This is a genomic window from Acinetobacter sp. A1 (assembly GCF_012371315.1).
Taxonomy (GTDB): Bacteria; Pseudomonadota; Gammaproteobacteria; order Pseudomonadales; family Moraxellaceae; genus Acinetobacter.
The window spans coordinates 1-18,249 of sequence record NZ_JAAZQY010000040.1 but is presented as its reverse complement, the minus strand read 5'-3'; the positions used below and the strand labels follow the sequence as shown (position 1 = coordinate 18,249).

20 protein-coding genes and 3 pseudogenes are annotated in these 18,249 nt (G+C 37.0%); 13 read left to right on the top strand and 10 right to left on the bottom strand.

Going from position 1 to position 18,249, the window contains the following annotated elements; genetic code table 11:
* Positions 1-75 precede the first annotated feature (75 nt).
* A pseudogene (locus tag HHA41_RS11550) lies at positions 76-375 on the bottom strand (hypothetical protein); the annotation flags it as partial.
* Positions 376-1,232: 857 nt separating this feature from the next.
* Here HHA41_RS11550 and HHA41_RS11545 point away from each other — a divergent pair.
* The 3 genes from HHA41_RS11545 to HHA41_RS11535 all read left to right on the top strand — a co-directional run bounded on the left by HHA41_RS11545 (position 1,233) and on the right by HHA41_RS11535 (position 3,794).
* Entirely contained in the window at positions 1,233-1,946 is a 714-nt protein-coding gene (locus tag HHA41_RS11545; RefSeq protein WP_001986287.1) for a hypothetical protein, read from the top strand.
* Between the two features lie 393 nt (positions 1,947-2,339).
* Entirely contained in the window at positions 2,340-3,539 is a 1,200-nt protein-coding gene (locus HHA41_RS11540) for an integrase arm-type DNA-binding domain-containing protein (RefSeq protein WP_000059658.1), read from the top strand.
* A 33-nt stretch (positions 3,540-3,572) separates the two neighbouring features.
* Positions 3,573-3,794: a hypothetical protein gene (locus HHA41_RS11535; RefSeq protein WP_001986288.1), complete on the top strand. Its 222-nt coding sequence runs from the start codon at positions 3,573-3,575 to the stop codon at positions 3,792-3,794.
* A 252-nt stretch (positions 3,795-4,046) separates the two neighbouring features.
* On the opposite strand, the gene HHA41_RS11530 is transcribed toward HHA41_RS11535, so the two are convergent.
* Complete coding sequence (locus tag HHA41_RS11530; protein WP_004658363.1) at positions 4,047-4,298, bottom strand: hypothetical protein; 252 nt, start codon at positions 4,296-4,298, stop codon at positions 4,047-4,049.
* Between the two features lie 194 nt (positions 4,299-4,492).
* Here HHA41_RS11530 and HHA41_RS11525 point away from each other — a divergent pair, with 194 nt between their 5' ends.
* Positions 4,493-4,714 (top strand): helix-turn-helix transcriptional regulator, encoded by a 222-nt coding sequence (locus HHA41_RS11525; RefSeq protein WP_004658364.1) that lies wholly within the window; start codon positions 4,493-4,495, stop codon positions 4,712-4,714.
* Between the two features lie 251 nt (positions 4,715-4,965).
* Positions 4,966-5,619: pseudogene (locus HHA41_RS11520) on the top strand (IS5 family transposase).
* 245 nt (positions 5,620-5,864) lie between these two features.
* Here the strand turns inward: HHA41_RS11520 and cadR are convergent.
* Positions 5,865-6,272 carry a Cd(II)/Pb(II)-responsive transcriptional regulator gene (gene cadR / locus HHA41_RS11515; RefSeq protein ID WP_001219642.1) on the bottom strand — a complete coding sequence of 136 codons (408 nt, stop codon included), beginning with the start codon at positions 6,270-6,272 and terminating at the stop codon, positions 5,865-5,867.
* Between the two features lie 95 nt (positions 6,273-6,367).
* On the opposite strand from cadR, the gene HHA41_RS11510 reads away from it, so the two are divergent.
* Both HHA41_RS11510 and lspA read left to right on the top strand, forming a co-directional pair.
* Positions 6,368-7,264 (top strand): cation transporter, encoded by an 897-nt coding sequence (locus HHA41_RS11510; protein ID WP_150378257.1) that lies wholly within the window; start codon positions 6,368-6,370, stop codon positions 7,262-7,264.
* A gap of 3 nt (positions 7,265-7,267) precedes the next feature.
* Complete coding sequence (gene lspA, locus HHA41_RS11505) at positions 7,268-7,780, top strand: signal peptidase II (protein WP_150378258.1); 513 nt, start codon at positions 7,268-7,270, stop codon at positions 7,778-7,780.
* 49 nt (positions 7,781-7,829) lie between these two features.
* Here the strand turns inward: lspA and HHA41_RS11500 are convergent.
* Positions 7,830-8,315 (bottom strand): annotated as a pseudogene (locus HHA41_RS11500) (IS3 family transposase); the annotation flags it as partial.
* 105 nt (positions 8,316-8,420) lie between these two features.
* On the opposite strand from HHA41_RS11500, the gene HHA41_RS11495 reads away from it, so the two are divergent.
* Positions 8,421-8,978, top strand: a complete 558-nt coding sequence (locus HHA41_RS11495) for a DNA-binding protein (RefSeq protein WP_168461811.1) — start codon at positions 8,421-8,423, stop codon at positions 8,976-8,978.
* Between the two features lie 56 nt (positions 8,979-9,034).
* Here the strand turns inward: HHA41_RS11495 and mobQ are convergent, their stop codons facing one another.
* Positions 9,035-10,399 (bottom strand): MobQ family relaxase, encoded by a 1,365-nt coding sequence (gene mobQ, locus HHA41_RS11490; protein ID WP_168461809.1) that lies wholly within the window; start codon positions 10,397-10,399, stop codon positions 9,035-9,037.
* Between the two features lie 216 nt (positions 10,400-10,615).
* Here mobQ and HHA41_RS11485 point away from each other — a divergent pair, with 216 nt between their 5' ends.
* On the top strand, positions 10,616-10,876 hold the full coding sequence (locus HHA41_RS11485) for a mobilization protein (RefSeq protein ID WP_168461807.1): 261 nt from the start codon (positions 10,616-10,618) through the stop codon (positions 10,874-10,876).
* Here HHA41_RS11485 and HHA41_RS11480 read toward each other — a convergent pair.
* Both HHA41_RS11480 and HHA41_RS11475 read right to left on the bottom strand, forming a co-directional pair.
* Entirely contained in the window at positions 10,862-11,014 is a 153-nt protein-coding gene (locus HHA41_RS11480) for a hypothetical protein (protein ID WP_004977125.1), read from the bottom strand. The two genes, HHA41_RS11485 and HHA41_RS11480, sit on opposite strands and share 15 nt — an antisense overlap.
* A gap of 204 nt (positions 11,015-11,218) precedes the next feature.
* Positions 11,219-13,126 (bottom strand): HpaII family restriction endonuclease, encoded by a 1,908-nt coding sequence (locus HHA41_RS11475; RefSeq protein WP_168461805.1) that lies wholly within the window; start codon positions 13,124-13,126, stop codon positions 11,219-11,221.
* A 438-nt stretch (positions 13,127-13,564) separates the two neighbouring features.
* Here HHA41_RS11475 and HHA41_RS11470 point away from each other — a divergent pair, with 438 nt between their 5' ends.
* From HHA41_RS11470 to HHA41_RS11455, 4 genes are all read left to right on the top strand, one after another.
* Complete coding sequence (locus HHA41_RS11470) at positions 13,565-13,780, top strand: cold-shock protein (protein WP_004967395.1); 216 nt, start codon at positions 13,565-13,567, stop codon at positions 13,778-13,780.
* A gap of 94 nt (positions 13,781-13,874) precedes the next feature.
* Positions 13,875-14,102 carry a hypothetical protein gene (locus HHA41_RS11465; RefSeq protein ID WP_004967397.1) on the top strand — a complete coding sequence of 76 codons (228 nt, stop codon included), beginning with the start codon at positions 13,875-13,877 and terminating at the stop codon, positions 14,100-14,102.
* A gap of 66 nt (positions 14,103-14,168) precedes the next feature.
* The gene (locus HHA41_RS11460; RefSeq protein WP_004967399.1) at positions 14,169-14,366 is read left to right on the top strand and encodes a hypothetical protein; all 198 of its coding nucleotides are present in this window, start codon (positions 14,169-14,171) and stop codon (positions 14,364-14,366) included.
* Between the two features lie 658 nt (positions 14,367-15,024).
* On the top strand, positions 15,025-15,660 hold the full coding sequence (locus tag HHA41_RS11455; RefSeq protein ID WP_168461804.1) for a hypothetical protein: 636 nt from the start codon (positions 15,025-15,027) through the stop codon (positions 15,658-15,660).
* 229 nt (positions 15,661-15,889) lie between these two features.
* Here the strand turns inward: HHA41_RS11455 and HHA41_RS11450 are convergent, their stop codons facing one another.
* From HHA41_RS11450 to repM, 3 genes are read right to left on the bottom strand one after another with little or no spacing between them, the layout of a single operon-like run.
* Positions 15,890-16,033 carry a hypothetical protein gene (locus HHA41_RS11450; protein WP_168461803.1) on the bottom strand — a complete coding sequence of 48 codons (144 nt, stop codon included), beginning with the start codon at positions 16,031-16,033 and terminating at the stop codon, positions 15,890-15,892.
* A gap of 21 nt (positions 16,034-16,054) precedes the next feature.
* Positions 16,055-16,630 carry a plasmid replication DNA-binding protein gene (locus HHA41_RS11445; protein ID WP_168461802.1) on the bottom strand — a complete coding sequence of 192 codons (576 nt, stop codon included), beginning with the start codon at positions 16,628-16,630 and terminating at the stop codon, positions 16,055-16,057.
* On the bottom strand, positions 16,623-17,573 hold the full coding sequence (repM, locus tag HHA41_RS11440) for a replication initiation protein RepM (RefSeq protein WP_114212783.1): 951 nt from the start codon (positions 17,571-17,573) through the stop codon (positions 16,623-16,625). The genes HHA41_RS11445 and repM overlap by 8 nt, the downstream gene beginning before the upstream one ends.
* Between the last annotated feature and the right edge of the window lie 676 nt (positions 17,574-18,249).

The window sequence follows — 18,249 nt, the reverse complement described above, 5'->3', positions numbered from 1 at the left end:
GAAACAATTCGAGGCATGTGTGAACATCTGTTAACTAAAAAAACTTTTTCGCATGATTAGTTATTTTTGTCAACTTACTGTATTCTCAATTCTTGGCTGGCTGTCATTGTGGAATATCCAAGCAGGATCAGATTGTCGAAGCAGTAAAGCAATCTGTTCTCCAATTTTTCCCCATCGTGCAATAAAGCGTGCACGGTTATAGTGAGTATTTGTTCTATAGTCAGCATCACCGATCATAATTGCGTTTCTGACTAACTCGAGATCAGGTAATCCTAACTGTTTAGCTTTTTTGATAGCATTTTCACCTTTGAAAAAATCACATGGCGTGGGTTCAGAAGGTTGGATTGATTCTTCATCAAGGAGATTTAAATTCATCTTAAAAGTTATCCTAAAGTAGCGAATGTCTTTTTTATAACATCTTTTGATGTTTTAAAAAAGATATTTTTATAAATGTGTGCTATCTTCACTTACAACTTGATAATAAGAATTTTGGAGAAGAGACGTTGAGTAACTTATTCATTAATCATAAAAATTGTCCTGAATGCGGTGGCCGTATCAAAGGCTATTATTACTACTGTGGGCAGTGTGGTAGTCAAAATGTTGTAAACTGGAAGCACACGGGGATATTTTTGTTGATTGCTGGAAAGATTTTTCTGGTTGCTATGCTTTTTTTGCTAAAAAATTTTGTTCAAATCCATTTTTTTCACAAGTTTCATTGTGCTAATTTTTTAAATAATTCATAGAGGTTGATAGTAAAATGAAAGTTAAAGATTTAATTAAATAATTAGAAGAGTTTGATCTGGAATTAGATGTTTTAATTGCTAATGAAGAGAACAAAATCATTGGCATAAAAACCCTAGCCCGATTCTTTGAAATAAGCTATGTTTCTTTTGTTCATCCAGAGACACAAAGAAATGATATGGAAAGAAATGTTGAATTTACCTTTTTAGGAATGTCGACTAAAGACTCTAGAGTTATTGTTTTTATTGACGTTGTTCCATAATTTTCAAGTAGTCAAAATGAGTATACAATATTCATGTGATGCAAGAAGATACAACTGGATAGGATGGGCCCATAAGTATTTGAAGCTGCCTCGTGTATGATCATGGGGACTGTCCAAACAAACGGCTTTTGAGAGTGCTGCCTGATACGAAAAATAATATCCAAGAGATGCTAGCGGTAAATTTAGTGTAAAATTTAATGCTAGCCATCATTAAAACTTATTTAAAAATATGAAGTTATATCGCACAGATTGGAATATGTTTCCTAAAACGGTTATTGACCGTGGTCTTGGAGATGCAACCTCTCATTACATGTATGAAGCTGCTAAAGCAGGGGATGTTGAAAGTGCGTATATTTTAGCTAAAGATTTAGTTTCGGATGAGGCGATTGCTGAACTAGAAAGAATTATCGATGGTCGGGAAACTATTATAGTACCTGTACATGCTGAGGAAGCAGTCGGTCGTAATATGATTCCTTTAGCTACTTCAGCAGTTATAGCAAAGAAACTTGGGCTTGAAGTTGATACGAATATAGTTCAAGCTATAAAAGTATCAAGAACTGGCGGTGATGGGTGGCATAGATTAGCCAACCCACCAGCATTTGATGGGACAATAAACAATGATAAATGTGTTATTATTGTTGATGATACCCAGACCCAAGGTGGTACTTTTGCAGCATTAAAAGGTCATATTGAAACAACTGGGACGAATAAAGTTATTGGAGCATATGCACTGACGGGTAAACAATACTCATCACAATTAGCTCTAAGTAAAGAAACTCTTCAGCAATTGAGGGATGTATATGGTAATCTTGAAGCATGGTGGAAATCGATTTACGGGTACGATTTCGAAAGGCTCACAGAGTGGGAAGCAAAGTATATCCTCAACTCTCGTAAAACAGCTGACGAAGTCCGAGATAGAATCATTGCGTCAAAACAAACGTGATGCTTATGCACTTATGATGAAAATGAATTAATTATTATTTAATTAAGTTAAAAGACTGCTATATAGCGGTCTTTTTTGTTTTTGAGCTCTACAAATTTTAATGAGTACATATAGTTACTTTTATAAAAATGATAATAAAGGGTAGAGGAGGTCATCTAAGAATTTAAAGCACAAGACTTATTTAACATTGATGACAGAAAAAGTGAGTTGTTGGGAACTTAAAGAAGAGGTGGTACTTATAATGGTTACTAAAATACAAATACTTAAAATATTAAATATATAAAACAATATATTACAAATATATATGATGCGTAGTGTACGCATCATATATATTTTCTTCTATTTTGATATAATGGATCTCGTCAATCCGCTGATAGGTTTCATTTAAATTTCATGAGTCTTACTGAAATTAAAGTTCGCCAAGCTCATTGCAAGGAAAAAACTTGTTTTTTATCCGATGAAGATGGACTTAGCCTGAAGATTGAGCCGACTGGAAGAAAATCTTGGTGCTATCGCTATACAGATCCACAAACAAAAAAACGTCGCCGCATTCAGTTGGGGCTTTATCCTGATTTATCGCTGAAAAAGGCACGACAAGTCAAAGATGACTTTAAAGACAATAATTATTGTTTTGAGCATGATACTGTCTCTAATGTCATCACCTTTCGTAAGGTAGGGGAGGAGTGGCTGCAGTTCAAACTGAAAAATGCATTTAATGATTCACCCCGCTGCGGTGTACTACAGTTAGCAGAAAGATGTTTACAGCAAGATATTTATCCAGACCTTCAGGATTTACCTTTTCAAAACATCAAGCGTTATGACCTGGTTTCAGTAATCAAAAAAATAGAGGGACGCCAAGTAAAAGAACCTGTCAAGAAAGCTTGTAGTTATTTGAACCAAATTTATGACTACGCTGTAGCGATGGGTTATTGTGAATTCAACATCGCGCATGGTTTAAATAAAATCGCCATTAACAGTAAAATCAAGAAGAATTATCCGTATTTGAAAGCGGAGGATATATCAGATTTTAAGAAAAATTTATTAAAATTGGATGCCCATCCGATTATTAAAAAAGCACTGCTGTTCAAATTACATACTGGCGTGCGAGGGGCTGAATTGTTATTGGCTGAGCCTCATCATTTTGATTTAAATGAAAAAATCTGGAAAATACCTGCCTTGCATATTAAACAGTTTCGACGAAAAGTCATATTAGGCCATGAGATTCCCGACTTCTTAGTTCCACTTTCAGATCAGGCTTTAGATATTTTAAAAGACGTCATGCAATGGTCATACGGTGAAAAGTACATTTTTGCTAGCCCACGGAAACATAATCAACCGATTCATTTTAATACATTAAATATGGCTATACGTAAGATGGGCTATGGAAAACATCAATTATCCTCTCATGGACTACGTTCCACTTTTAGTACCATTTTGAATGACTCAGGTTTGTTCCAGGATAACTGGATTGAGGCACAACTTTCACATATTGATAAGAACCGTACCCGTGCCAGCTATAATCACGCTGACTATTTAGCCCAGCGGACTGAAATGATGCAGTGGTGGGGTGATTATTTAAGTACTGCTAAGTGAAAATCGTACTTTTATACATAGACTTAAAACATTATGGGGTTTCAAATGGATAGTAAACAATATACTTGCCGTGTTACATGGTCAGCAGAATATAATGAGTATGTTGGGTTGTGTGCTGAGTTTCCATCATTGTCTTGGCTTGATGCGGATCAGTCTAAAGCATTCTCAGGAATAGAGGAGCTCGTTGCTGATGTTGTCGCTGATATGATTAGCAATAATGAAAAAGTTCCTACACCACTCTCCGGGAAAATATAGTAGGCAGTTTGTTGTCCTTGTTCTCAGTGGTTCAACAAAAACTAGCCCTCGAAGCCGCAGAACGTGGCGTGGACATAAATTGTTTAGTATCAGTAAAAAGAGCGATGTAATTTTAGTACGAGTGAGTGATAGAGCAGGAACCTATGCTTCATATATTCAGTAAATGGTATGTTTTTGAATTAATAGGTATTTTTAAATAAAGCTTTCTTTGATTTAGTGCTTTTTATTTAATAAATTAATTTTAAAAACAACTTAGGCTAATTGATAAACACTATCTGGAAAGATTAAAAGAAAATATTTTTTAATTTCTGCTAATTCATTTAAGGCAGGTTCCCTTTCAAGCAGTTGAAATGTCCAAATAAGTACAGCCTGATGATTATCATAGCAAGTATTTACTCCAAGAAAATTAGCCATTCCATAACTTCTATTGATGTTCATTTCTTTAATTAATTGATTTCCTAAGTCACGAGCTTGCTGGCTGATCAATAACTCATTTGGTAACACGGCGGTCATCTCCACAAAATAATCTAATGCAGGTTCAATCCTTATATTTAAAAAGTTATAATTTAGTTGAAATGGATAAAATATACTTTCTATAAGTTGTAATAACCTGCTGTAGGTTAATTTTAGCAAAGTATTACTCAGTCAACAACTTCAAATAACCCACAGCAAGTTATTTTTTGTAAATTAATTTAAATATGATTACTTGTAAGTTATCTAGCCTCATGGGCGATAGAAAAATTTTAAAATTAAGTGAAGTGGTGCATGCAACAGGTATCAATCGCAACACGCTCACAAGTATGTATTATGACCGTGCTGTACGTATTGAATTACCAGTCGCCGATAAGTTGTGTAAGTACTTTAACTGTACGATGAATGATTTGTTTGAGTTTAAGGAAGAAGTTGAAGAAAAAGATTAACTTAATACTTCGTTTGATAAGTTTTTCGAAGAAAAAGACTAGCCAATACTTAGTTTGATAAGTTTTTCTCTGCAGATCTAATATTGAATTTTATAAAATATCATTACAAACAGATACTAATTTCATTACTTCTAAAATGAAATCAATCGAATGGTAGAGTTTTTTTGCTATTTGCATTTTAAGGTGGGATTTTGAGGCCTTGTTGCGCAAACCTACCGATAAGGTCTTATACAGCAATAGCCTACACCTAAATTTATCGTACACCGAATTGGTCATCCTACAATCATGCTTTGATCAATCATGGTAATTTTACAATTTGGTTTGATACTAAGATTCAATGATATTCGCAGTCACAAGGAAAACATGGTCGAAATCAAACTTATTCTGACATAGCCATTCAGTGCTATCTCATGATTAAATCCTTATTTCGTCTTTCTGTATGCATGGTGACTGGCTTTGTCCAAAGCTTGATTAAACTTTGCGGATTAGATTGGACAGCTCTGGATTATTCAACCATTCGCAGAAGACAAAAGCATATTGATATTCAAATTAGCTATGAAAAGAGTTGCAATGGACTGCATCTACTCGTTGATTCCACGGATTTGAAGTTCTTAGGTGAAGGTGAATGGAAACGTAAAAAGCATTAGCCGAAATATCGTCGCCAATGGCGTAAACTTCATATTGGTATAGATACTAAAACCCTGCTAGGTAGAACACTATGGAAAAAATGGTCAGGCTATCATCGCCGAAGTTTGGTCGAAACAAAGATGCACTGCATCAAATTATTAGGCGATAAATTAATGGCAAGAAGCTTTCCTAGTCAGATGAGTGAAATTCATGCTCGCGTAGCAGTCCTCAACAGATTTATGGAATTAGGCCGACCTAATACCCGAGTTGTAACTTAAATTTGAGTTGCTTAGGAAAACTCAATCTTTAAAGGCTTTATGCAACAAAGAACTTCGAAATTGATTTATGGATTATGAGCACCCTAAGGGCTTATAATTCAAAATATTTTCAATTATGGGGTGGTGAATTTTGGATAAGGTGAAAGCAAAAAAAATAGGGTAAGCGGATTAAATGGTTGATCTTACCTTTGCATGAGAGTGAGGCAAACCGGCATCTCATCGGATTATCTGGTTGGCACTCCAACCTACTGCTGATGCATGCTTCCCTCGCTAATTCCAGCAAGAACCCCACACGCCTTAACTTCCCGGTCATCGTTGCAACGCGCTCTTAGTGAAACGAGTTGTTTCTCAAGCGCCTGTAGAGCGGTTATCTGCGAGCGTACATGAGAGATGTGATCATCGAGCAAGGCATTGACAGCGGTACAGGACTGATGAGGGTCGTCCTGATAGCGCTTTAGTTCGTGAATTTCTGCCAGTGACAGATCCAGGATGCGGCAGCGACGAATAAAGGCCAGCCGCTCAACGTGTTTCTCGGTATAGACACGGTAACCGTTCTCCTGCCGACCAGGCGGCGGCAACAAGCCCTGCCGTTCGTAGAAGCGGATCGTCTGTGTATCTACCCCTACTGACTGTGCCAACTGACCAATACGCATCGGGTTCCTCCGCAACGGATTCTCTACGCTATTGACATTATAGCTACTATATAGTTTTAAATGAAAACCCGATCACATTCAAGTGGAGTCATATCATGAGTAAAAACTGCGGAGGCCCCTGTGGCGACCATGCAAGGCCTGCGGCGGATACCGATATGCAGGCCTCCTCCGATGCGTCGGGGGAATGGGTCAGTGTTTATGCCGTGCCGAAGATGGACTGTCCATCAGAAGAGCGCATGATTCGCCTGGCCCTGAACGGCGTTGAGGGGATTCGGGTACTGTCCTTCGACTTGTCGAACCGCCAGTTGAAGGTCGTGCATGACGGTGAGGTCGAGCCCGTCACCTCGAAACTGAAGACCTTGGGGCTAGGCGCCTCGCTTCAGGAAACCGTCGCTGCAAATCCGGAGACCATCAAGGCCGCCGAGTTTTCGGCAGCTTCTGCTAAGCAAGAATCCGGGACCCTGCGCTGGTTGCTCGGCATCAATGCACTTCTGTTCGTGGTGGAAATGACTGCCGGTCTGATCGCCCGGTCCACCGGCCTGATTGGAGAATCCCTGGACAATTTTGCCGATGCGGCGGTGTACGGGCTTGCCCTTTATGCGGTTGGACATAGCGTGAAAATGCAGGTACGTGCCGCGCATCTTGCTGGTGTACTGCAACTGATCTTGGCTGTGGGCGTACTCATAGAGGTGGTGAGACGCTTTGTATTCGGTAGTGAGCCTGAATCGCTGGTGATGATGGCTATCGCATTCGTCGCATTGATTGCCAATACCAGTTGTCTGCTGCTCATATCCAAACATCGGGAGGGCGGGGCGCACATGAAGGCAAGCTGGATATTCTCGGCCAACGACGTGGTGATCAACCTGGGGGTCATCACCGCCGGCGCTCTGGTCGCGTGGACCGGGTCCAATTATCCGGATCTGATTATCGGCACCATCGCGGGGGTAATTGTACTTAACGGTGCTAGACGCATTCTGGCGCTCAAGGATTAAGCAATGTCCATTTTTGGCAAACATCTGTCACCGTACGCTATGTTGTCCATATCGGGCCTGCTGGCAGCGTCTGATCAGGCCGTAAAATGGCTGGTGCAACAATCAATGGCATATGGCGAGTCTATTTCAGTGACCTCATTCTTTAACTGGGTACACGTATGGAATACCGGTGCCGCATTCAGTCTTTTTGCGAATGGTGGAGGCTGGCAGCGCTACTTTTTTATCGGAATCGCGGTAGTGGTCTCGATTTTTCTGATCAAGCTGATCCTTGAAAATCGTCATAAAGGAGAAGCCATCGCTTACAGTCTTATCCTCGGTGGCGCCATGGGCAACCTGATTGACCGGGTCTTTCGCGGCTATGTTGTGGATTCCTTTGATTTCTATTGGCGAGACTGGCATTGGCCGGCCTTCAACCTGGCTGATATTGCAATTGTCCTCGGTGCCTTACTTTTAGTTTCCAGCAGCTTGTTGGGTAAAAAAGCAAACACCAATGCTGAGTCGGATGGATCTGACTGACACCTACGCCTTGAACCGTACCGGGTTTGTCGGAGACTTTTTATTTAAGTTAGGCCACCTGACCTAACGGATTAATCTTATCATAGTAGATTGCTTCAAACTCAAAAGGTGATACATAACCCAGTGCACTATGTACACGTTCTTTATTGAACCAATCTACCCAGTTTAGTGTCGCAAGTTGTACATCTGCTAAACCTTGCCAATCTGCTTTTAAATATTCAATCACCTCTGTTTTGTATAAGCCATTCACCGTTTCAGCCAAAGCATTATCGTATGAATCACCAGTCGTACCGACTGATGCTCGTAAATTTGCTGCTTCTAAACGATTGGTATAACGAATGGAAAGATATTGCACACCTCTGTCGGAATGATGAATCACGTTCTTTGGCAAGCCTCGATCATACAATGCTTGCTCAAGTGCATCGAGCACCATGTCTGTATTCATACGTGTTGATACTTTCCATCCAACAATTGCTCGTGAGAACACATCAATAATAAAGGCGGTATAGACCCAACCTGAATTGGTTTGAATATACGGGTGAGTTTTAGCTAGTCATAATTCATAAAAAATATCGATTGTGTACTGTACTGTAATGTACTAAAATACGATACAGTACAGTACACAATAGGAAATAAACCCATGGCAATCACTAAATCAGATGTGGCAAAAGCCATCGAATCCCTTGCAGCACAAGGCTCAAACCCAACTAACGATAATATCCTTGCGGTTCTTGGTAGCGGCTCAAAGACCACTATCAACAAATACCGCAAAGAGATCCTTGAAGAGCAACTGGCGGCAGCCGTTACTACGGCAAAAACTCTGAAAGATGCGGAACTTGTTACCGTGTCACAAGTCATTGCAACCCTATTGCAAGAACGGATTGATGCAATACAAGGCGGATATGCGGAAACAGTGCAACAACTGGAAAAGCAGCTTGCAGATACCACAGAAAAACTGGAACAGGTGCAAATCAAACTTGATGAACAGGTCAAACAAACTGATGACACCACCGACAAGCTGAAAGTCGCTCTTGCTAGTACAGATAAGGCAAAAGAAGACTACAACGCCTTGCAAGCCAAATATGAACAGCTACTCGAAAAATCAGGCTCGATCAAATATGTGGAATCACAACTCACTAATGCAAATGCACGGATAGCTGAATTAGAAAAACAGATTACAATGCAAAAAGACAAGTAACTGACGATGAAGGCTGACATGCTCCCCATTAAATCACCGGTTTAGTACGGAGTATGTCAACGCTCTTTGTTGTTTTGGCGACTTGCAGCTTTGTTAATTGATTCTTGTCGCTCATTTTCAGCAATTTCTTTTTGAAACTCCTGAATTTTCTTGTATTCGTCTGGGTTCTGTTTGAAAAGTTGAGTATGTGCTTTTTCGTAATAAGTGTAGTTAGCACCTAGATTTTTCTTGCTCTTGTACTCAAGTAGCAAGTTTTCCCATTTTACTTTGATGTTGTTGTTATGCAGGTTCACCATTTCTGAAAGTTCTTTTTTCCAAGTCCCAATTTTGAAAGGGTTTAATGGCTTGTTTTGCTTATGTACTTCAATCTTAGTAAGAAGTTTTGAGCTTAATTCTTTGCATTCTTGTATTTTTTCTAAAATTTCTCTTAAATCATTCTCAAAAACCTCTTGAGCCAATTTTGAAACACGGGCATTAAAATCGGCAATAGCCTGTTTTTTTTCAGGCTGACTAAGTTTGAGAATAGGGCTAGATGGCTCTAATTTGCGATTTAAGGCGTTTTTGGGCTCTTGGTGTACTTTCGTGTGGTCTTGCTGTTTAACTTCGCTTTGTGAGCGTTTTAGGTCGTTTATTGCGCCAAAATAAAAGACAATCTCCTGATCAAGCCCTTTGATTAATTGTTCATTTGCTATTTTTTCAGCGTTTCTTGCTTTGATCGCATCATTTTTCAGGCTGATTTCTGTGTCTACGCCTTGTCTGCGTAACTGTGTAACGCTGTTGCCCTCATGTTGAGTGGCTTCTAGGTCTAAGCCTTGCGCCTTGTAGCTGCGGTGATCGACTTCCACAAAGATATGCCCTGCTCTTGCTAGGTGGCGGTTTGTTAGGTCTGCAAATTTTTCTCTCCAGTGTTCGACCTGTTGCTTGCCGTGATCATTAAATTCTCTTGTCTTTTTCCCTAAATTGCCTTGTTCGTCAATGCTTCGGGTGGTTAGTAATATGTGAGCGTGATAGTTACGCTTATCGCTACCGTTTGCTGTGTGTGGGGCGTGAATGGCCGCATCAACGACAACACCATGACGTTTGATAATTTCCTGGCATAGGTCGTTTAACAGTTCTTGTCGTTCTTGTTTGTTGAGTTCGTGAGGAAATGCAATTTCAAATTCTCTAGCAAGCTGTGAATTTTTGCGATTCTCGACTTTCTCTACAGTGTTCCAAAGTTGGTTGCGGTCTAGTAATTCGGGGTTCGTTCCTGCAGGGGCATAGATTTTTGAAAACTCCACACCTGTTTTTTTCGTGTAATCCTGTTCTTTCCCTTGTCTTTCATCTATCAACTTTTCGCCTGAACGATAGGCAGCAGCAGCTACGGCACTCCGCCCATCTGCTCTACTTACGTTTTTAACTGAAAAGTGATAAATCGCCATTTTCTCTTTTGTCTTTTTTCCAACAACCAAAACAACAATAAAAACAAATCTGCTTTTATGGGGGTTAAGGGGGTATCACCTTTCGCATTCCAAACTTAATGAAATTAGTTTGGGAAAGTGCGCCCTTCGGGAAAACCATTATAGCTTAGGAAGGCATTGAATCTCAATGGCAGGTATCCTATGCTCTAATGGTTTTTTAAAGGCTTTGGAATCAAAATGGGTATTGAATCTTTAGATCAGAAAATTGCAAAACAACAAGAGAAGTTAAATCAGTTAAAAGCGCAAAAACAGGCTGCTTTAGCAAGAGAAAAGGCAAAACAAAAAGCACAAGAAAGAAAGGACGACACTAGACGTAAAATTTTACTGGGTTCTTTCTTGATGAAACAAATGGAAGATGAAGCGCAGAAACAAAAAATACTCGCTGGCCTGAATCAGTATTTGACCGAAGATCGTGACAGAAAACTATTTGGACTTTAATGCTGCCAGCTTTTGTTTCCTCTCTTCAAAGTGTGCTTTAAGCCCATCATTAATCGGGTGATCAGGGTTTTTCGCTGCTTCTCTTTGAGCCTGAATGATTCTGTTTCGGGCTTCTAAAATACTTTCGGTCTTTTCCATGAAATTTTCTCCGTTGCTCTAAAAGAATGTCTCTATTTTTTTCTGAAATTGTTTGAATATAATAGTATTTTTAGATTTTTTATCCTACAAAAGCCCTTATTATGTAGAAATCCACCCCCCTATCATGTAGAAATCCAAGCAAAGGAACAGAACTGCGTATAAGAGATTTTATGTTAAATAAAAAGCACCCTAAGGTGCCTTTTATTACTTATTTCTAATTTGTAAATTTAACTTGAAGTAATATTTTCCATTTCTTTCTTGGTAAATGCTACCAAATCGATGTCGGGTGCTTGATGCGGTATCTAATCGAGTATTTTTAAACAAATAATCCTTTAGATCATTATCTTTAATAACATGATAAAGAAGTAGATCTCCTTGAGGTCTAATCACTAACAAGCCATTACAGTTGTACTTTCCATCCCAAGGTTTTGATGAAAACATACCTAATAGGACTGCTTTTAGAAAGTCTGTAATTCTGATTCTAATAATGTCATTATCGATTAAGTCTGTAAGATTGCTACCTAAACCCGAATAATATTTAATTAAAATATCTGAAATATATTCAGGCATTAATGAATCTGTTTTTCTTAAATTTTCGTGAAAAATTTCATTTTCACAATGTGAAAATTTAAGAGTAGCCCCAGATTGGTAAATGGCTTTGATTCGATCTTTAATTTTCGAACGAGTGGAAATGTTATTGATCTCATTCATATCCGCATTGAAATCAACTATTTCATATATAAAATTTGTAGTAGATCCAGCATTTAATAAAGTCGGGCAACTTCCAAGGAAAGACTTGATTCCCCAAGGGTCAGATGATGTTTTTTTACCATTATATTCATGTGAGACATTGATATCAGCTTTAGTATTTGAATCTCCTTTAAAAGACTGTATGCCAAGAGTTTTTAATAGTTCTGGTTGATTGATATCAAACGTTTTAGACGGTGGATTAGCAATTGTGTTCATAACCTCATCAAGAATTTCATGACTCACTATATCTTCAATATTTCCAAGTATTATTGAATTAATACCATCAAAAATTTTCAATACACCATTTTCTAGAATGTAAGACTTCTTTGATCCGATATGTTGTAATTCATATATTGTCACATAATCATGGACAGCTAAGACTTCAAGATTTTCATTTCCAAAATGAATGTCTGGCTGAGAAATCATTTTTAAGAATGCGAAAAACTCACTCCATTCTCCCTTGTTTAAAGTCATTTTTTTTTCACTCAGATTGATGGTTTTTGTATTTCTCTTTAAGAAACTTTCTACCGAAGATGCTACATGTTGAACGACATCAACACATACACTGTTTCCTAATTGCTTCATAGCTTGTGATTTTGTACCTGGAAAAATGAAATCATCTGGGAATCCCATCATCCGTTTCCCTTCTTTGGGGGAAATACGTTTAATTTCACCATTAACAATATAACCATCCCAATTACGTCTATCGTCTATTGGTGAGCTTTTTCCACCTACTCTTAAAGTTAAACCAACATCTCGAGTACATTCACCCTCCCATATGTCAGACATGGTCATTTCTAATGGAATTGGTTGAGGAAACTCGAAAGATTGTGTTGTATCCACTTGCTCTTTATTGAATCCAACGATAAAAATCCGAGGCCTATGTTGAGGTCTACCAAAATCACTTGCTTTTAAGACTTTATGATAAATAACATAACCTTGAGACTCTAATTCATCTTTAATAACTTTAAATGTATTGCCATTATCATGATTAACGAGCCCTCTAACATTTTCTAGAATGAAAGCCCTTGGTTTTTTTGCTTCTAATATTTCACTAATACAATAAAAAAGATTTCCTCTTTCTGAGTTTGAACCATCAGTGAGGCCGACTCTTTTGCCTACGTGAGAGAAGGCTTGGCATGGAAAACCTGCACATAAAATATCATGATCTGGAATGAGCTCATATGATGCTGACCGGATATCAGTATTAAAGAATTGTTCTTCTAAATTATGGTTAGCTAAGTAGGTTTTTCTTGCAGCTTCATCAAATTCTGAAGCAAAAACACATTTCATGCCTAAATTTGATAGGGCTAAATGAAATCCACCGATGCCAGCAAATAAATCTATAAATTTTAATGACATAAAACAACTAAACTGTTTAAATAAAAAATATAGATACATTATAAAGGAAGATAGGAACACTTTTGCTCATAGAGGGTTTTAAGGTAGGACATTTCTACTTAGGAATAACAAACCAATTTCGCATAAGAGGTTTTATGTTAAAAAATAAATTATTAAAATATAAATATGTTGTTGAATTAAATTAAATTTTTATTATAAATAATATATCAATTATTAGTTAAATAAATATATATATAATAAAAATTGATTATTTGTGTTTTTAGTGTATAGTTAACTTAACTAGAAAAAAGTCTTGTTTCGGTAAATCTTCTTTAAGTATCGCAGTTTTAGTCATAATCCTTCGTTTTTTCAGATTTTAAGTCTCATTATTTATTATTTTCAAAGTTATAATCAGTCAATAAAATGACTAAAAATTATTAAAAATCAGTAGGATTTATTATGTCAAACTCAAATATTGTTAAAGGTACTGTTAAGTGGTTCAACGAAGCTAAAGGTTTTGGTTTCATTCAACAAGAATCAGGTCCAGACGTTTTCGCTCACTTCCGTGAAATCGCTAGCTCAGGCTTTAAGACTTTGTATGAAGGTCAGCAGGTTGAGTTTAGTATCGCTCAAGGTCAAAAAGGCCCAAATGCTGTGAATATTGTTGCTATTTAAGTAAAAATAGGCAGTGATAAAGAGCACTCATGAGTGCTTTTTTATACTCTAAAATTTGTTTAAAAATGAAAAACTTATAAAAATAGGATATAAGATGTTAAAAATGAATGATTTAATTGCAAAATCTAAAAATGGTACTGAAATTATTGTTTCATTAATTCCCCGTCATAAAATGCAGAGTACACGTGAAGGCTTTAAACAAATTGAAGTCGGTAAAAGAGTTCTGTTGGAATCAGGAATCGAAGTTGATTTAAATTTGGATGGTCGTACTTTTTACACTTCTCTAAATCAGCTATTTAAATTAAATTATAAAGTTGTTTAAAAAATCAACTAAATATCAATATTTTATGTGTATTTTTGCACTTCAATTTTATTAAGGGGGATATATATGTTTAAAGAGACTGTCAGCGTCAAAGACCAATTTGGGGTTAAACACTCTATTCAAGCCACAGTAGATCATCAATTTGCTAACATGCAATCTCCTTCGAATATAAAACATATCACTGTTGATGGTGAAGATATACGCCCTAATTTTGACATGCTTTTTCAAAGTAATCTCAGTGGAAAAATATTCAAAATTTTATAGCTATCATATGAGTGATATAAATAATCATATTTAAAGTGATTTAATTATATTGAAGCTAATAAAAAAGCCCGACATCTTGTCGGGCTTTTTCATATTGGGTGTTTAGGTATAACTCCTGTCGTACCTCACGTCCTGGTGTTGCACTTATCATTATTGTTTTATGTGTTGGAACATCCTGTTCTCTATGTCCCCATCATATGAAAAATCCCCATACTGACATAGACGCAATGCTCCCTAATTCATGTCAGCTTTGGCTTACAAGATTGCTCAAAACTTACCCCAAGGCTTATCCGCAGAAATTGCGGATAATTTCCGAAGTGCAGGCATTGAGTTATCAGGGAAAAAGCGAAATATGGGCGTTTTTTGATCGATTTTATTGGCAAAAAATATCAAAACCGCTCATAAAAAAGCCGACTTGTTTCCAAGTCGGCTTTTCTTTGGTTTTTGGATTTTTATGATTTTAATAAGTGATTGATATTTAAATTAATATACAAGTGTATTGCGTATAACCACCATTATGTTAAATGGATAAAATTTTGGGGAGAATTCTAGTATTTAAAATATCAAATAAGAAGTTTTATTCTTAATCTAATTTTTCTTGAAAGAGTTATAGTTACTTATATCTTTCAAGTAAATACCTTAATTTGGATAAGACTAAATGTTCAAAAAAATTTTTAAACATGTAAAAACAGGATCTGAATGGATTGAGCTTCTTTGGAAATTTCTAACACTACTATTAATTTTATTTGGAACAACTGTAACAGCTTTATGGGCTAAAGCCTCTGAACAGTTAAACGAGCTTGGTTCATTTGTTTGGCTATTGGTAGGCATCAGTTCTGGGCTTGTATTTTCTCTAATGGTATTTCTTATAAATCTTTCAAAGCAAAAAAATGCAGAAGCTAATAAGCTTAAATTAGAAGCTAATTACTTTGCTTCATTATCTAATCCAAGATCAACTATCAATCCTTTGGCTGAAATTTTTACTGACCAAATTATATATTTACCGGATTTATACTTACCAAGACAACAAATTCATAAAAATAAGGTATTTAAAAGATGTAAATTAGTTGGTCCAGGAGCCATAGCCTTAGCTGGAGGCTCCTACATTAATTCATCATTTAATGAAACAGGTAGTATTCTTCTTCTCCCTGAAGATGCCATGTTCACAGGAGTACTATTACTTGAAAACTGTACTCTTGAAGGATGTGAAATTATTGGAATTACGATTTTGACTAACAAACAAGCTGCAATGGAGTTCAAAAAAATGGGGGCTCATGTTGCGGGGGCTATATAAGATGGAAATTTACGAATTATTTAATAAAAAACTTTATATAACTTAAGATTTCCTAAAATTAACATAATACACCTTATACGAAATGCGTTATAATTATCTATAGAAATCAATGCTGTAGTTTCTAGTTTATAGCCCGAACATCCCTGTTCGGGCTTTTTTTATGATTTTTCACGTTCCACGCTTACTTACTGATCAATGTTCCACGGTTTTAATAAGTTTTGATGAACAATCACTTGCTTTGATCTTGGGCTTTCTGGCGATGATCCTGCTCCTTTTTAAAGGCTCGTTGATCCATAATGCTGGCCATAATCATGATCGGAATCCCGATAAATAGAAATGCAATGCCTTGCAGGATCTCTTTCAGTTTTTTCATACGTAATGCTCCTTGGGGAGCTTAGTCTTCATCGAATACCGCACTCAGTACTCGGCCAAATAAGCTACGCTTTTTGTGTTGTGGCACTGCCACATTTTGCAACGTGGCATGCTGTAGCGTTTGGGTGTGGTATGCCGTAGTTTCTTGCTGTGGCACTGCCACATTTTCTGCAATATTTAATTCATTATTCTTTTTATTATCATTGTCTTGTTGTGTTGTCGCATGCTGTGGCATATCTGTGTCGCATGCCGTAGCATCTTGTTGTGGTACTGCTGTGACAGGTGCAACACTTTTCAGCTCAATGAGTGTTTGCATACGGTCAATTTGTTGCATTAACCGTTCTTCACGTTCTTGGTATTTTTTGACTTCATTTTCTAAATGGGCAATAAGTTTTTTTGTAGATTCATCACCTTCTTGCTTAGATGATTCAATTTTTTGAGATGTTTGCTCAGGTTCTCCAAAGCATCGGATGACCTCTGCTAGATCGAATTGTCCATCACTGGAGCGTGATAAACGTCCATTACGTACAGCTCTGTAAATGGTTGATCTATCCACATGAAATTTTTTAGATACTTCACTTAGTGATAACTTAGCCATTTACGGTGTCCTTTTTATTTGATGGCATGTATCCCACTTTTTTTAGGTATGGGGCTAGTTCTTTGATTTTTTGAGGGTCTTGTAGCATTTCAGCAATACGAACAGCAAATTGCGGATAGCTTTCTGTTCCTTGAGAATATTTCCCCATTTCAGGTAATTCTGAAAGCTTATTAGCAAACATATGACGTTGAGCATCCGTCATCTTTGAAAAAAGCTCCAAAGTGTTCGGATCTCTTTCTATTGATGGGCTATCCTTCTTCTTCTGTTTAAAGGTAAAAGAAAATCCTGAAATAGAACGTCCTCTTTTATGCTGTTCATATTTTACAGTTATATCCGTATGCTCATTTATTTGTTTAATTGAAAGTTCTAAAACACGCTCTTTTAAATGAGCCATCCGTAAATATTCATTATCAAGAACGCCTAACTTCTTTCTAAATTCTTGTAGTTCTATGGTTGGGGTTTTACCAGTGCTTCGCCACTGAATTAGAAGCTCATATAAGCGAATGGCATAAGCGCTACTAAGACTACTAACTTGCTGTAATTCATATTTAGTAAATTGTTCTTCCAGTCGGGTTATGAAGGGAACAACAGCAGGTGCAAATATTAAGTCTACAGTTGCTTCATTGTCGTTATAAGCAATTTGAGATACCCAACGACTCATAACATTTCGGATATTCCCATTAGCTTTTTTCTCTTGATAGCTAAATTGACGCGCGAATAAATCCTTACAAGCATCTTTTAAGGCTTGATAAGCTGTATTACGGTGTACACCAAATTGATTGATATAACTATCTGCATGAACTTCTAATGGATCATTTGCATTAATCCCTTTCCCACTTTCCCTTGCTTCAACAATAGCCAATAAAATTAAACGTTGTTCTACTAAGTCTAAGTTATAGCTTGCGTTGATTAAGGCATTGTCTTTTACAACTAAATCTCTCATAGCCACTATTTTTTTATTGTGTATAAGTACACGTTAATATTATTTGTGTACTAATGCAAGGTAAACGTGGACATATTGCAAGGTAAACGTGGACATATTGCAAGGTAAACGTGGACATATTGCAAGGTAAACGTGGACATATAAGAGCTAAAACCCTTTATTCATAAGGCTTTAAAGCCATTTAAAAACATTTAAAAACATTTAAAATAATTAAAAGCCCAAGTCATGAAAAATTGCCCTTGGTTTTCGCTTCGTTTCACTCGCTCAAACTCTATTGAATCTCGCTTTCGCTCGATTCGTCGGGGCAATTTTTTGCAAATACCTTCTAAAATTATGTAAAAAGCAACTATGACTTCGCTTCGCTCAGAAGCTTTTTTTGCTCGCTCCGCTCGGTCTAGGTGCAAATATCTACATGTGATTTACGCTTATTTAGGCTTCTCAGCCTAAAAAGCTGTTTTTCAGAGAGTCTAGGCGCGAATTTTTGTTGTGGCGCTCGTAGACACTCGCTAATAAATACTTGTTATTGTTTAATTAATCTAATAAAAATCATCTTCTATCGACTTTTGCTAAATTGGAAAACATTAGAGAACAGCTGCAGAGAGTTTTAGCTAGTCATAATTCATAAAAAATATCGATTGTGTACTGTACTGTAATGTACTAAAATACGATACAGTAC